This is a genomic window from Hymenobacter lapidarius (assembly GCF_001816145.1).
Lineage (GTDB): Bacteria > Bacteroidota > Bacteroidia > Cytophagales > Hymenobacteraceae > Hymenobacter > Hymenobacter lapidarius.
Genome location: NZ_MDZB01000147.1, coordinates 1 through 14,160 on the forward strand (window position 1 = coordinate 1; position 14,160 = coordinate 14,160).

Annotated in this window: 16 protein-coding genes; 14 read left to right on the forward strand and 2 right to left on the reverse strand. The window is 65.6% G+C overall.

Annotated elements, in window-relative coordinates; genetic code table 11:
* The first annotated feature begins 118 nt into the window (after window positions 1-118).
* The 9 genes from BEN47_RS17185 to BEN47_RS17220 all read left to right on the forward strand — a co-directional run bounded on the left by BEN47_RS17185 (window position 119) and on the right by BEN47_RS17220 (window position 10,171).
* Complete coding sequence (locus tag BEN47_RS17185) at window positions 119-820, forward strand: ABC transporter ATP-binding protein (RefSeq protein ID WP_070730094.1); 702 nt, start codon at window positions 119-121, stop codon at window positions 818-820.
* A gap of 130 nt (window positions 821-950) precedes the next feature.
* Entirely contained in the window at window positions 951-2,375 is a 1,425-nt protein-coding gene (locus BEN47_RS17190) for a DUF3526 domain-containing protein (protein WP_070730097.1), read from the forward strand.
* Window positions 2,376-2,378: 3 nt separating this feature from the next.
* Window positions 2,379-3,815: a DUF3526 domain-containing protein gene (locus tag BEN47_RS17195; RefSeq protein WP_070730099.1), complete on the forward strand. Its 1,437-nt coding sequence runs from the start codon at window positions 2,379-2,381 to the stop codon at window positions 3,813-3,815.
* Window positions 3,816-3,859: 44 nt separating this feature from the next.
* Entirely contained in the window at window positions 3,860-4,885 is a 1,026-nt protein-coding gene (locus BEN47_RS17200) for a GTP-binding protein (protein ID WP_083322538.1), read from the forward strand.
* A complete protein-coding gene (locus BEN47_RS23105) occupies window positions 4,798-5,022 on the forward strand; it encodes a GTP-binding protein (protein ID WP_083322539.1) in 225 nt (74 codons plus the stop codon). The genes BEN47_RS17200 and BEN47_RS23105 overlap by 88 nt, the downstream gene beginning before the upstream one ends.
* Before the next feature lie 51 nt (window positions 5,023-5,073).
* Entirely contained in the window at window positions 5,074-6,294 is a 1,221-nt protein-coding gene (locus BEN47_RS17205) for a GTP-binding protein (RefSeq protein WP_070730103.1), read from the forward strand.
* Window positions 6,295-6,426: 132 nt separating this feature from the next.
* Complete coding sequence (locus tag BEN47_RS17210; RefSeq protein ID WP_083322540.1) at window positions 6,427-8,661, forward strand: carbohydrate binding family 9 domain-containing protein; 2,235 nt, start codon at window positions 6,427-6,429, stop codon at window positions 8,659-8,661.
* Between the two features lie 11 nt (window positions 8,662-8,672).
* A complete protein-coding gene (locus BEN47_RS17215) occupies window positions 8,673-9,599 on the forward strand; it encodes an NAD(P)/FAD-dependent oxidoreductase (protein ID WP_070730106.1) in 927 nt (308 codons plus the stop codon).
* 146 nt (window positions 9,600-9,745) lie between these two features.
* A complete protein-coding gene (locus tag BEN47_RS17220; RefSeq protein ID WP_070730108.1) occupies window positions 9,746-10,171 on the forward strand; it encodes a Fur family transcriptional regulator in 426 nt (141 codons plus the stop codon).
* A 77-nt stretch (window positions 10,172-10,248) separates the two neighbouring features.
* Here the strand turns inward: BEN47_RS17220 and BEN47_RS17225 are convergent, their stop codons facing one another.
* Window positions 10,249-10,761, reverse strand: coding sequence for a hypothetical protein (locus tag BEN47_RS17225; protein WP_125921746.1), 513 nt, complete (start codon window positions 10,759-10,761; stop codon window positions 10,249-10,251).
* A 193-nt stretch (window positions 10,762-10,954) separates the two neighbouring features.
* Between BEN47_RS17225 and BEN47_RS17230 the strand changes: the two genes are divergently transcribed.
* Together BEN47_RS17230 and BEN47_RS20480 are read left to right on the forward strand one after the other, a co-directional pair.
* Window positions 10,955-11,482 (forward strand): hypothetical protein, encoded by a 528-nt coding sequence (locus tag BEN47_RS17230; RefSeq protein ID WP_070730112.1) that lies wholly within the window; start codon window positions 10,955-10,957, stop codon window positions 11,480-11,482.
* Between the two features lie 254 nt (window positions 11,483-11,736).
* Window positions 11,737-12,207 (forward strand): MerC domain-containing protein, encoded by a 471-nt coding sequence (locus BEN47_RS20480; protein WP_158011074.1) that lies wholly within the window; start codon window positions 11,737-11,739, stop codon window positions 12,205-12,207.
* A gap of 391 nt (window positions 12,208-12,598) precedes the next feature.
* Here the strand turns inward: BEN47_RS20480 and BEN47_RS22730 are convergent, their stop codons facing one another.
* On the reverse strand, window positions 12,599-12,703 hold the full coding sequence (locus BEN47_RS22730; RefSeq protein WP_317039530.1) for a DUF6799 domain-containing protein: 105 nt from the start codon (window positions 12,701-12,703) through the stop codon (window positions 12,599-12,601).
* Here BEN47_RS22730 and BEN47_RS17240 point away from each other — a divergent pair.
* From BEN47_RS17240 to BEN47_RS21105, 3 genes are all read left to right on the forward strand, one after another.
* Complete coding sequence (locus BEN47_RS17240; RefSeq protein ID WP_158011076.1) at window positions 12,696-13,148, forward strand: RNA polymerase sigma factor; 453 nt, start codon at window positions 12,696-12,698, stop codon at window positions 13,146-13,148. The genes BEN47_RS22730 and BEN47_RS17240 overlap by 8 nt on opposite strands.
* Before the next feature lie 268 nt (window positions 13,149-13,416).
* Window positions 13,417-13,695, forward strand: coding sequence for a hypothetical protein (locus BEN47_RS17245; protein WP_070730115.1), 279 nt, complete (start codon window positions 13,417-13,419; stop codon window positions 13,693-13,695).
* A gap of 132 nt (window positions 13,696-13,827) precedes the next feature.
* Window positions 13,828-14,064: a hypothetical protein gene (locus tag BEN47_RS21105; RefSeq protein ID WP_125921747.1), complete on the forward strand. Its 237-nt coding sequence runs from the start codon at window positions 13,828-13,830 to the stop codon at window positions 14,062-14,064.
* Window positions 14,065-14,160: the final 96 nt, after the last annotated feature.

Sequence of the window (14,160 nt, forward strand, 5' to 3'; positions counted from 1 at the left end):
AGGCTTAGCTTCACGGGGCAGAACGGGCAATGGTGTGTAGGAACCCCAAAGGTCGGACTGCCCCGTTTTTATGCCCTAAAGTTTAGTAGGGTAGAGTGCTGATAACCATCCTTTTCTCATGCTCGAAGCCCGCGACCTGACCAAACGCTACGGCGACTTCACGGCCCTGCACCCGCTGAACCTCACCGTGCGCCCCGGCGACATTTACTGCCTGCTCGGGGCCAACGGGGCCGGCAAATCCACCACCATCAACCTGTTTCTGGACTTCATTGAGCCTAGCGGCGGGGCGGCGTTCATCAACGGTCTGGCCGTGCGCGCGCACGGGCCGGCCACCAAGCAGCAGCTGGCCTACATCCCCGAAAACCTGATGCTCTACCCCGATTTGACGGGGCTGGAAAACCTGGACTTCTTCTGCGGGCTGGCCGGCAAAACGCACCTAAAGGCCGAGCTGCTGACGCTGCTGCACGAAGCCGGACTGCCCGAAGGCTTTGCCCAACGGCGGGTGGCGGCCTACTCGAAAGGCATGCGCCAGAAAGTAGGCATTGCCCTGGCCGTGGCCAAAGACGCGAAAGTGCTGCTGCTGGATGAGCCCACCTCGGGCCTCGACCCCAAAGCCAGCAACGAGTTTTCGGCGCTGCTGCTGCGCCTGCGCGAGCGGGGCGTGGCCACGCTCATGGCCACCCACGACCTGTTTCGGGCCCGCGACACGGGCACCCACATCGGCATCATGAAGGAAGGTCAGCTGCTCGAATCCTTCGCGGCCAGCAGCGTGGATTACAACGAATTGGAGGAGCTGTATTTACAGCACATGCACGCTTAAAGGACGTCATGCTGAGCGAAGCGCAGCGGAGTCGAAGCATCTCTACCGCTTCGTTGCAATGGTAACTCAACGAAGCGGTAGAGATGCTTCGGCTCCGCTGAGCATGACCGTTTTCTTATTCTCATTTACCATGATACTACGCCGAATCATTGGCAAGGAAATCCTTCAGGCCATCCGCAACCGGCAGGTGCTGCTGTTTGGGCTGGTGGTGGCGGCGCTACTGCTGGCGGCCAGCGCAGTGGGCTACGTGAGCTTCGACCGGCAGCGCGCCCAGATGGCGCGGGCCCAGCAGGAGCGCCGGGCCGAGTGGCTGGGGCAGGGCGAAAAGCACCCGCACATCGCCACCCACTTCGGCACGTTCGTGTTCAAGCCCAAAACCGGGCTGAGCTTTTTCGACTACGGGCTGGAGGCCTACACGGGCACGTCGGTGTATCTGGAGGCGCACTTCCAGCACGAGTTCATGTTCCGGCCGGCGCAGGACCACTCGGCCCTGATTCGGTTCGGGGAGCTGTCGGGGGCGCTGGTGCTGCAGGTGCTGCTGCCGCTGCTCATCATCTTTCTGTGCTTTGGGGCGTTCACGCAGGAAAAGGAAAGCGGCACGCTGCGGCTGGCCCTGAGCCAGGGCGTGAGCCGGCGGCAGCTGGCCTGGGGCAAGGTGCTGGCCTACTACAGCATCGTGCTGGCGCTGCTGGTACCCACCCTGACCGTGGCCCTGGGTGGGGCTTTCTGGCAAGCGGGCCTGCCCTGGACCGGCGATTTGGCCCGGCGGCTGGCGCTGCTGGCGGCCGGGTATGCGGGCTACTTTTTCGGGTTTGTGTGTCTGGGCGTGCTGGTGTCGGCCTGGGCCCGCTCGTCGCGCAACGCGCTGCTGGCGCTGCTCACGGTCTGGATAGGGTTCGTGATTATTCTGCCCAAAACAACCGCCGCGCTCGGCGACAACCTGCACCCGCTGCCCGCCATGCAGGCCTACCAGCAGGGCATCAGCCGCGACGTGGACCACGGCCTGCCCGGCGATACGACTAAGGCCGGCCGCAGCGCCCGCCTGGTGCGCGCCACGCTCCGGCAGTACCGCGCCGACTCGGTGCAGCAGCTGCCGCTGAACGTGGAATGGGTGACGGCCCAGGCCGGCGAGGACTACCTCGACCGGGTGCAAACCCTGCACCGCGACAGCCTGCGCCAGACCCTGGAACGCCAGAACCGCCTGAGTTCCTACGCCAGCTTCGTGGACCCCTTCCTGGCCCTGCGCAACCTGAGCATGGCCCTGACCGGCACCGACCTCTACGCCAGCCTCGACTTTCAGCGCCAGGCCGGGGCCTACCGGCTGGGCCTCATCCGCACCCTGCACGCCGACGCAGCTAAGAACTCGAAGTACGGCCAGTTTTTCGAGTACCACCCCGGCCAGTCGCTCTGGGCTTCCGTCCCCGATTTCAGTTACCGGCTGCCCGCCGTGGGGCCGGCGCTCCGGCCCTACGGCCTGGAAATCGGGGCGCTGCTGCTCTGGGTGCTGGGCTTGCCGCTGGCTTTGCATTTGTCCGTTCACCGCTTTCCGCTCTAGCCCATGCTCTCCCTGATTATTCGCTACGAATGGCGGCGCTTCCGGCGCAACCGGCTGCAAGTCGGGCTGCTGGCGGTGCTGGTGTTGTTTGGCTTGTACGCCATTTACTACGGGCAGCGGCAGATGGCCGGGCAGCGAGCGGCCATCGCGCAGGTGCAGCAAACCGAGCAAACCGAGTTTGCCGGCTACCGCGCCGCGGCCGTGGCCGATACGGCCAAACCTAGCGACAAAGATGCCTACGAAGAGGCCACCCAGCCCACCTACGCCTGGCACCGGCACGGGTACGCGGCCACCGCGCCGCCCGCCCCGCTGGCCGCGCTGGTGGTGGGCCAGCGCGATCTGAACCCCGGCGCCTACCGCCTCACGGGCATGGGCCTATATTATCAGCTGTTTCAGAACGAGCTGGCCAACCCGCAGAAGCTGCTGGTGGGCAACTTCGACCTGGCCTTCGTGCTGGTGTATCTGCTGCCGCTCTTCATCATCGTGCTCAGCTACGGGCTGCTCTCGGCGGAGCGCGAAAACGGGGTGCTGCCGCTGCTGCACGTGCAGGCGGCTTCGGTGCGCCGGCTGCTGCTGGGCAAGCTGCTCTTCGGCTTCGCGCTGGTAGCGGGGCTGGCCCTGGGGCTGTCGGTGGTGGGCTTTGGGGTAGCGGGGGCCGGGCGGGCCACCGGCTGGGGCGTGCTGGGACTGTGGGTATTGACGGTGCTGGCCTACTGCGCGTTTTGGTTTGCGCTGGTCTGGCTGATTGTGAGCTTCAACCGCAACTCGGCCGTGAACGCACTGACGGCGGTGGGGATGTGGCTGCTGTTTCTGCTGGTGGTGCCGAGCGTGCTGAGCGCCGCGCTAGCCGTGGTGCGGCCCGTGGACAGCTCGCAGCTGGCCACACTGGTGCGCCGCGCGGCCATGGACAACGAGGACAGCGAGCCGGCCGTGCGCGCTGTCATCCGCCAGTACCTGCGCCAGCACCCCGGCCTGGCCCCGGCCGGCGACACGCTGTTTCAGCCCAACCTGGGGGCCAAAGGCTACGCGGCGCACTTCCAGCTCACGGCCCAGCGCCAGAAGCCGCTGGTAGACGAGTACCTGCGCGCCATCGCGGCCCGCGAAACGCTGGCCGCCCGCTTCAGCCTGCTCAACCCGGCCGTCAGCACCCAGAACCTGCTCAGCCAGCTGGCCGGCACCGACCTGCCCACCTATCTGCGCTTCTTCAACTCCTTGCCCGCCTTCCACCGCCAAATCGTGGGCTTCTACTTCCCGCGCCTGTTTCGCAACCAGCCGATTACGGCGGCCGACCTGGCGGCCGACCTGGCGGCCCGGCCTACGTTCCAGGCCCCCTTGCCCACCGGCGCGGGCGTGGGCGCGGGCCTGCTCCAGCTGCTGGGCGCGGCGGCCTTGCTTTTCGCCCTGGGCTACTGGAACCTGCCCGGCCGGCTGCGCGGCTAACCCACCCTTCTCTCCCTGACCTGCCTTCACTTCCCCCTGCAGCTATGATTTCCTCATCCCTTGCATTACCAGCGCGGCCCCGGCTGCCCGTCACGGTGCTGACCGGCCTCACAGGCGCGGGCAAAACGAGCGTGCTGCAACACCTGCTGCGGGAACGGGCCGGGCTGAACGCGGCCGTCATCGGCAGCGGCGACGGCCCGGCCGGCCCCGGCAGCTTCTCGCGCACCGAGGAAAAAGTCATCCGGCTCGCCACCGAGGCGGGCAGCTACGAGCTGCGCGGCGACCTGCTGCTCGAAGCCGGCCGGCTGGCCCGCGAAAACTGGTTCGACTACCTGCTGGTCGAAAACCCCGGCTTTGCGGCCCTGGCCCCCGTGCGGCGCACTTTCGTGCTGGGCAATGCCGCCTACGGCCTCGACTTGCCCCAGCGCACCCGCCTCGACACGCTGGTGGCCGTGGTTGATGCCTGCCGGTTCTTCGCCGACTGGCACGCGCCATTGGAGCGCCCTGCCGAACCCTCGACCGATGGCGAACCGGCCGCGTGGTTCCGCGCCGATGTGCTGGTGGAGCAGCTGGAAGCTGCCAACGTAGTGGTCATCAACAAAACCGACCAGGTGAGCGCCGAGGAATTGGGCCGGCTGCGGGCGCTGCTGGGCCAGCTCTGCCCTGGCGCCCGGCTCGTGGAAGCCACCTTCGGGCGGGTAGACCCGGCCGAGCTGCTCCACACGGGCCGCTACGGCCCCCAGCCCCCGGACTCGCCGCCCCCCGCCCCGCCGGCGGCGCAGGGCATGAACACCTACCGCTTCCGCGACGAGCGGCCGTTTCACCCGGCGCGGCTCTGGGAGTTTGTGCGGGAGGGCTGGCCGGCGCAGGTGCTGCGCTCCCAGGGGCTGTTCTGGCTGGCGTCGCGGCCCGACGAGGTGCTGCGTTGGGACCAGGCCGGGCCTCGCGCCGGGCCGCCACCGCCGGCCGCTGGTGGGCCGCCGTGCCCGACCGCGACCAGAACCCGCTGTTTCGGCGCGACGAGCTGCTGCTGCTGGCCCGCTGGCACCCGCAGTTTCAGGACCGGGTGAACACGCTGCACTTCATCGGCCAGGACCTGGACGAAGCCCGCTTACGGGCCGATCTCGACGCCTGCCTCTGCACCCCGCTGGAAGTGCGCCGCTGGCGGCGGGGCCACACGTTCGCCGACCCGTGGCCCCACGATTAGGCGCTGACCAATGTTTTAACTAATTAATTTACAAGTACTTAATTACTAATCATGCCTGCTGATTCCAACCGCCGCGCCCAGCGCAAACTCCCCGTCACCGTGCTCAGCGGCTTTCTGGGCGCGGGCAAAACCACCCTGCTCAACCACGTGCTGCACAACCGTGAGGGGCTGAAAGTGGCCGTCATCGTCAACGACATGAGCGAGGTGAACGTGGATGCCAACCTGGTGGCCCGCGAGGGCGGCCTCTCGCGCACCGAAGAAAAGCTGGTCGAGATGAGCAACGGCTGCATCTGCTGTACGCTGCGCGAAGACCTGATGCTAGAAGTGGAAAAGCTGGCCCTGGAAAACCGCTTTGACTACCTGCTCATCGAGAGCACCGGCATTTCCGAGCCCCTGCCCGTGGCCCAGACCTTCTCGTTCGTGAGCGAAGACGGGGCCATCGCCCTGAGCCGCTTCTCGCGCCTTGACACGATGGTGACGGTGGTGGACGCCTTCAACTTCGCCAGGGACTTCGGCAGCCTCGACCGCCTGACGGACCGCCAGCTCAACGAAGCCGACCCCGAGGACGAGCGTACCATCGTGAACCTGCTCACCGAGCAAGTGGAGTTCGCCAACGTCATCGTGCTCAACAAAGCCGACCTGGTGGAGCCCCGCTTTCTGGGCGAACTGCGGGCCATTTTGCAGCAGCTTAACCCCGGTGCCCGCATCGTGGAAGCCACATTCGGTAAAGTTGGACTGGAGCACGTGCTCAACACCGGCCTGTTCAACTTCGAGGAAGCCGAGCAGAGCCGGGGCTGGCAGGAGGAGCTGAAAAAAGCCCACCACACCCCCGAAACCGAAGAATACGGCATCGGCAGCTTCGTCTTCCGGGACTCGCGGCCCTTCCACCCGCAGCGCTTCTGGGACTACGTTTCCGATGGCTGGCCGGGCGAGGTCATCCGCAGCAAGGGCTTGTTCTGGCTGGCTTCGCGCCCCGACGATGCCCTGAACTGGGGCCAGGCCGGCGGCTCGCTCCGCACTGAAAGCGCGGGCTCGTGGTGGGCGGCCATCGAGCGGCCCGAGCTGAACCCGACCTTCCGCGAAAACCGGGAGCTGATACTGAGCCGTTGGGACCAGCGGTTCCAGGACCGCCAGAACGAGCTGGTGTTCATCGGCCAGGACGTGCCCGAAGCGCGGGTGCGCCAGGAGCTGGCCGCCTGCCTCTGCACCGAGGACGAAATCGGCCACTGGCAGCGCGGCGGCGCGTTTTCGGACCCCTGGCCCGCGTTTTAACCCCCGGTTCTGCTGTACGCCACGCCCTCTTTTCCGACATGCCGCCGCGGCCAGGGCAAGCGGCGCTACGCGAAGCAGGACGACTGTTGGCCGCTCGCGCGGCACTTCTTTCCGCTCATAATTTTCTACATCATGCCGTTACGCTTTCGCTTCTGGAACCGGCTATTGCTTGGCGGGAGTATGCTATTGGCCCTGCTGCCGGTCGGCCCCGCCGCCCACGCCCAGGAAATCTTCGCCCCGCCAGCCACTCCGCCAGTTATCCGGGCGGTACGAGCCACCGGCCCGATAACCGTGGACGGCCGCCTCGACGAAGCCGCCTGGCGGGCCGCGCCCGTCATCCGCAACTTCCGGCAGGTAGAGCCCAACCAGGGCCAGCCCGCCCGACCCGATACCGACGTGCGCATCGTTTTTGACGAGCACAACCTGTACATCGGCGCGTTTTGCGCCGACTCGCTGGGCGCGGCCGGCGTGCGGGCCCCCGACATGCGCCGCGACTTCGACTTCTTCGAGCACGACCTGTTCGGCGTGGGCTTCGACCCGTTTCGGACCCGGCGCAACGTGATGAGCTTTCAGACCAACCCCTACGGTGCTCAGCGTGATTTGCAGGTGTTCGACGACAACCTGTTCGACCGCGACTGGGACGCGCTCTGGAAGGTGCGCACCACCCGCACCGATTCGGGCTGGGTGGCCGAGATGCAGCTGCCCTGGGCCACGCTGCGTTACCCGGCGGGCAGCAAAAACCCCACGGATACGGTGGAGTGGGGCATCAACTTCGTGCGCCTGGCCCGGCGCAGTAATCAGACTTCCGGCTTTCCGGGCTGGCCCCGGGCCTACACCAACGCCCGCATGAGCTACGCGGCCGTGGTGCGGGGCCTGCAGCCGCCCCCGGCCGGGGCCAATATTCGGGTGGCGCCCTACCTGGTGACGCAGGTGGAGCGCAACCGCCCCGGCCGCGACGAGCCCACTACCCGCGACACCAAGGTGAAAGTGGGCGGCGACGTGAAGTGGGCCATTAATCCGCACGCGGTGCTGGATTTGACTTTGAACACCGACTTCGCCCAAGCCGACGCCGACCGGCAGGTGATTAACCTGCGCCGCTTCAACGTGTTTTTCCCCGAGCGGCGGCAGTTCTTTCTGGAGAATGCCGGGCTGTTCGCGCCCAGCACGCCGCTGTTTCAGCCCTTCTTCTCGCGCACCATCGGCCTAGGCGACAACGGCCTGCCGCTGCCCCTGACCGGCGGCGCCCGCTACACCGACCGCACCGTGGGCCGCGGCATCGGCGGGCTCTACGTGCGCCAGAAGGGCGACGACTTTGCCGGCGGCCAGGCCCCGGCCCACTTCGGCGTGGGGCGCTACCTCAAAAACTACGGCAAGCAAAACAACGTGGGCCTGCTCGTGACCTCGCGCACCGACGAGGCCCGCGCCGATACCGGCCGGGTGGGGCAGAGCACCACCGTTTCCATTGATGGGTTTATCCGCCCCAGCCAGCCCTGGACCATTAACTACCTGCTGTCAGGCTCGCTGGCGCGGGAGCGGACCGGCAACGGGCTGGCCGGGCACATGGGGGTGAGCTACAGCACCAACCAGTACTACCTGGCCACCCAGCACTCGCTGATTACCGAGCGCTACCTGCCGGTTATGGGCTTCGTGGCCCGCCAGAACCTCATTTACCACAACCCCAACGGTTACCTCATCTGGCGGCCCGAGTGGAAGCCGAAGTTTCTGCGCTCCATCGAACCGGGCTTCGACCTGCAGGTGTACCAGGGTGCTTCCGACCGACGCTTTCAGGAAGGACTGCTGCGCGTTTATCCGCTGTATCTGGTATTTCAGAGCGGAGCAACCCTCGTCGGCACCTACGAGCTACACCGCCAGGACCTGCCCGTGGACTTCGACCCGGTGGGCATTGTCATTGCCAAAGGCCGGTACAGCTACCACCGGAGCGAATTGAGCTACAGCTCCGACCAGTCGCGCAAGCTGTCGGTGCGGGGCTACGGGGCCACGGGCGGCTATTACAACGGCCGCCTGCACACCGCGTCGGGCACGTTGCGCTACTCGCCCTCGGCCCACGCCGCGCTGCGCCTGTTGGGCGAGTACAACGCCCTGCGCGGGGTGGGCACGGAAGCGCGCAACCAGGACGCCTGGCTGCTGGGTCCCGAAGCCCGCCTCTCGCTCAACCCGCGCGTGCAGCTCACCGCCTTCTACCAGTACAGCTCGGCCAGCCGGCTGGCGCGCTGGAATGTGCGGGCCAGCTGGGAGTTCAAGCCCCTGAGCTACGTGTACCTAGTATTCAACGAGTTGGGCAACCAGGCCCTGGACAGCCGCCAGCAGCAGCTCATCAGCAAGCTGACCTACATCAAGCAATTTTAAACCGGCTTTATATGCTCTCTGCGTCATTCTTTGAATTCATTATCGTAGGCGGCTCCTACGCCGGACTGAGCGCCGCCATGGCCCTGGGCCGGGCCCGCTGCCGGGTGTTAGTGCTCGACGCCGGGGAGCCCCGCAACCGCACCACCCCGCACGCCCACAACCTGCTGCTGCACGACGGCGACGCGCCCGCCGCGCTGGCCGGCCGCGCCCGCCAGCAGGTAGCGGCCTACCCCACGGTGCAGCTGCTGGACGCTCGCGCCACGGGCGCTGAAAAGCTGCCCGACGGCATCTTTCAGGTTACCACCGCGGCCCACGGCGCATTTGCCGCGCCCACGCTGCTGCTGGCCACCGGCCTGCGCGACGAGCTGCCGCCGCTGCCGGGCTTCGCCGAATGCTGGGGCGCGTCCATCATTCACTGCCCCTACTGCCACGGCTACGAGGTGGCCGACCAGCCCACCGGCCTGTGGATGAACGGGGAAATGGTGGCCCACATGGTGGCCATGCTCCTGAACTGGACCCGCAAATTGACCGTGTTCACCAACGGCCCGGCCACGTTCGGACCCGACGTGCGGGCGCTGCTGCTGACGCATAAGGTGCTTCTGGAAGAAACCCCGGTGGATGCCCTGCTGCACACGGGCGCGCAGCTCGACGGCGTGGGACTGGCCGACGGCCGGGCCCTGCCGCTGCGGGTGCTCTACGCCAAAGTGCCCTGGCAGCAGGGCTCCGACCTACCCGCGCAGCTGGGCTGCGAGCTGGACGAGATGAGCCTGCTGCGCGTGGACGAGCAGTACCAGACCAGCGTGCCCGGCGTGTACGCGCTGGGGGACAATTGCACCATGATGCACCAGCTGGCCAACGCCATCGGGGTGGGCAACCGCGTGGGCGGCATGCTGAGCCGCACCCTGATTCTGGGACGCACCCTACCGCTCCCGGCCTGAGCCGGGGCATGCTCATTTGCGAACCTCCTGGGTGTTGGCCAGCATCCTGGCCCGGCAAAATTACCAAGGCTGGCAAGGGCGAAATCGGGCCCAATTTCCACTGCTACCTAGCATCAGCACTGCCTTCGTTTTAACCTCCTCTACCTATGACGCCCGACGACCTGGTTCTACTGGCTCTGCGCCAGCATGCCGTGCGCCCCACCCGGGTGCGACGGGCCGTGCTGGCGGTGCTGCTGCGCTCCCCCTTTGCCTTGTCCGGGACTGAAATCGAGGTGCAGCTACGGCCTCTATCCGACCGCATCACGCTCTACCGCACCTTGTGCACGTTCGAGCAAACGGGGCTCATTCACCGCGTCGTGGACCACGCCGACACCGTGCGCTACGCTGCGTGCTCCAATCCCACGGCCCGGGCGGCGACAGCCGACCATGTGCATTTCAAGTGCACCGCCTGCCGCCATATTTATTGCCTGAACCAGGTGCCGGTACCCGCCGTGGAGCTGCCCAGCCCCTACCGGGTAGAGCGCAGCGACTACCTGCTATCCGGCATCTGCGCTGGCTGTCAGGAGAAATAATTTCCGATGGCCTTCAGGCAGTTGGCAGCGACTTAAACCCGTTTTAAGAGCGGTGTGACAATAGCCTCAGCGGCGGATTAGCGCCGGCTGATTTCTTTCAGCAGGTCCACGTGTTCCCGCTCCATTTTCTGGTGCTCTTCCACCAATCGGTCGTGCTCCTGCTGCATGCGCAGGTCCTCGGCCCGCATGGTGGCGTGGTCACGTTGCAACTGCACCGCCGGCACCTGACCGGTGGCGTGGCGCCGTTCCAAGGCGGCGTGGCGAGCCAGCACCTGCGCGTGGTACCGCATGGCGCGGCGGCATAAGGTCATAAAAGCGCGGTGGCGCGTTTCCAGGATTTGGAAGGCGGGAGCCTGATGCAGGCCCTGGGCCTCGGCGGCGGCCAGCGCTGCCGCGTGCTCGGCTTCCATCACGGAATCGGCCGCCTCCATCCGGTGGTGGTCGGCTTCCATTTGCTGGTGGCCGGCCATCAGTTGGGTGTGGGTCGGAGCCGGCAGCTGCGGGTCGCCCCCGGTTTGGGAGCAGGCGGTGAGCAGCCCGCCGCCCGCTAGCACAGCGGCGAGGAGCCCACAGCTAAGACATGTTTTCATCGTGCGGGAGCGGGCAACCAAATCAATAGAACAGAAATCAGCAGCGCGAGCCGCTGGACCAGGAAATCAAAGGACGATTGGCAATTTTAGCGCAAGGTCGACGCGAAGCCCGATAAAATCATCACCAGGCTTCCCATTGAGGCTACATGTTACATTATTGCGTTACTTTGTGCTTCATTTCAACCATTTGCCCATGAACCGAATCCTATCCTCCCTCCCCGTTGCGTTGCTGAGCCTGTCCCTGCTGACCACCGGCTGCCAGTCCTCGACCGAAACGAAAACCGAGACCGAAACCACGGCCTCGGCCGGGGACACCACCCACGACCAGCTGGTGACCGAACACCAGCAGATGGACGCCAGCCACCAGGACATGGAAGCCGCCGACTCGACCATGGAAGCCGAACACGCGGCCGACCTGACGGCCGCCCAAGCCGCCAAGCTGGACAATACTCCCGCTTTTAAAGCACTGGAAGCTCGCCACACGGCCTTAATCACGCAGCACAAAGCCGTGGTGCAAAAGCACAACAACGTGTTGCAGCGCCACGCCGTGCTGGAGCAGAAGCACGCCGCGGCCTCGGGCGACGACGCTACGCTGCAAAGCGACCACGCCAGCATGAAAGCCGAGGACGAGCAGATGCAGCAGGAGCACCGCCAGCTGGTGGACGACCACGGCAAGATTCGTGAGGAGCACGCGGCCCTGCTGAAAGGGGGGAAGATGTAGTCTGTGTTAGAAAGCTAAAAGCCGGTAGCGACCAACAAAAGGAGGCTCTTATTAATGCAACAGTGTTGCATTAATAAGAGCCTCCTTTTATCTTTACGCCTTGGAGCAGCGTTGCTCTTCCCAATCGGTCAACTGGCATGCTTACTTCTTATCCGGACGCTAACCTTCAGTCCCGCCCAATTCCGCCCCAAAGTATTCGCGGCGCCCAGCCCAGCGGGTACCCAAGTGCCGATCAGGCTGCTGCACCGGTTCCCATGCCGTGCAAGTCCGGTGGCCCCGGGGCCGAAGCAGAGCAGGCCGCTTGCGGTCCGCTTATCTCCCTCGGCCTGCGTGCTCAGCCGGTCAACGCCGCCCGCTTTCGCCGGGCGGCCGACTACGGCGGAATGTTGAACGCGGTGCTGTGCGGGGTGCATTGCGCCGCAGGGCCGCTGCTGCTGGCCTGGTGGGGCACGCACGACCCGGGCGGGGCCGCCGAGCAGTGGGAGTTGGGATTTCTGGTGCTGAGCGGGGTGCTCGTGGCGTTGGCCACCCGGGGACACTGCGCGGCCCCACTGCGCTGGGTGCTGTGGGGCTTTTTTGCCCTGTTTGCGGGCGCTGGCCTGCTGGCCGAGCGGTGGCCAGGCTTCCAGTGGGTACAATACGCGGCTTCCGCCGGGTTGATTGTCGCTCACCTGCTCAACCGACATCAGGCAGCGGCCTCGCGCGCTTCCAATCCTGTTAGCTGACCCGTCGGATGGTTGTTGAGCCACTCCTTCCTGCAACGCATGCTCGCAGTACATCTCGTGCCTTTCTTCAGCTGCACGAAACGCAAGCAAACTGTGCGATGGGATATGACGTTGGCTGGGCTTCAGGAGTGAATAAGCACCGGCGGACACGTCTTGCCCGTGTCAACGGTTTCCCGGTGCAGGCGGGTCGCGTGAGGGGCCCGCGCCCGGTGGGCGTGGCACAGGGACAACTCGCGCCGGGTCAAGCACAGCGAGTGGTACTGAGCGGCCAACGTGTCCCTCTACCAAGTGCTTACGCCAGCGCGAGGCCCTCACCGATGCCCTGTACTACGCCCATCAGCAGCCCGTGTGCGAGCAGCGGAGCATTGCACGGTCCGACGTGGTTGAGTTCCTAGCCCTCTTTCAGCATCATTCTCTTGCCGTTTTTCACCACACAAGTGCCATCAGCCATCACCTGGGTGCCGTTAGCCAGGGTCATGGTTTCAGTTATGAACATCAGGCTGCTGACGGTGATTCGGCGGGTGGTGCGCGACGAGGCCCTGGCGCAGGACCTGCTGCAGGAAGGCCTGCTCAAAATCTGGCTGAACGTGGCCAGCTATGAAGTTGACCGCGGCCGGCTCTTTACCTGGATGGTGCGGGTATGCTGCAACCATGCCATCGACGCAATGCGCAACCCGCGCTACCGGTTCCACCGCGGCCAGCCGTCGCTGGAAGCCAGCGGGGTCCACTGGAGGCCCGCCCCGATTGAATTCAACCCCGACCACATCGGGGTCCGAGAGCTGGCTTTGCAGCTCAAGCCCAAGCAGCGCGAGGTAGTGGAGCTGCTGTACTTCGGCGACCGCACGCAGGCCGAAGCAGCCGAAGAACTGGGCATCCCGTTGGCCACTGTGAAGACGCGGGCGCGGGCGGCGCTGGCGGCTCTGGTCGGTTTCACGCGGTGAGCGTGAAGCCTTGCTAGCATCTGGGCTGTCGGCTATTTGGCGCGTGGGACAACCAAACCGGCTTTCTTTTCCGTACTTGCCCTCGAACGAGGGCGCAAGCCGCGCCTGGTCGGTTCCCAACTTCTTGCTTTCCTGCCTTCGTGCTGCGCTCCTACGCCGTTCTGCTGTTGCTGCTCAACTACCTGCTGGTGGTGGGCGCCGGCATGGCCGAGCGGCCGGGCAAATGGCCGAGCGGCCGGGCAAGGTAATTGACCGGCCCTTTGACTAGTTGCACAGTCACGACTGCCAACTAACGCACACGCTGCGCCTGGCGTGCTTCGACGACTGCAACGGGGTGCAGTACGCGGTGAAGAAAGCCGGGGAGCGGCCGCCGCTCACCCAACTGCTGACCAGCCTCAAGGGGCTGGATTTGCACTGCCTGGCGGAGACGCGGGTGGTGTTTGCTGCGCCTGTGTTTGGGCAAAGCCGGGCCCGGCTGGTGGCCTGGAACAAGGCCGTACCGGTGGGCTACCGGGGCCGGATGGAGCTACCGCCCCGGCAGGGATAAGTCGTGCACAGGCCTCGCGGGGCCTGTATCTGGTACTAGGCGCAATGCGTCCGGGCCGTTTCGTCTTATCCATTCCGGACGCTGTTTGCGCGGGCCACTGGGCCGGCGCGGGCGTCGATACTCTCCCTTTCCATGAATTTTCTGGCATTTGCTATCCAACCCGCAGCGGGCGCTGCAGGCGTTGTTTCCCGTGTGCAGCTGCCGGTGGCCGGCCGTTCTGCTTTCGCTCATCCTGAAATTGGCCGGGTAAAGGGCCTGCTGTCGGCGGCCGCTGCCGACCGGGACCAGCCCCGGGGCGCCCTGGACAGCCAGCGCACGCAGTATCGGGCGCAGTGCCGCGCCAACTGCATGACCAAAGCCAACTTTTAAGCAGTCACGCAAAATTAATCGTATAGTTTTTTCCGACTCGTTTTAGGACGTATTCAATGCGTTGGAGCAAGGTTTGGTCGGATTGGTAGTCTTCCG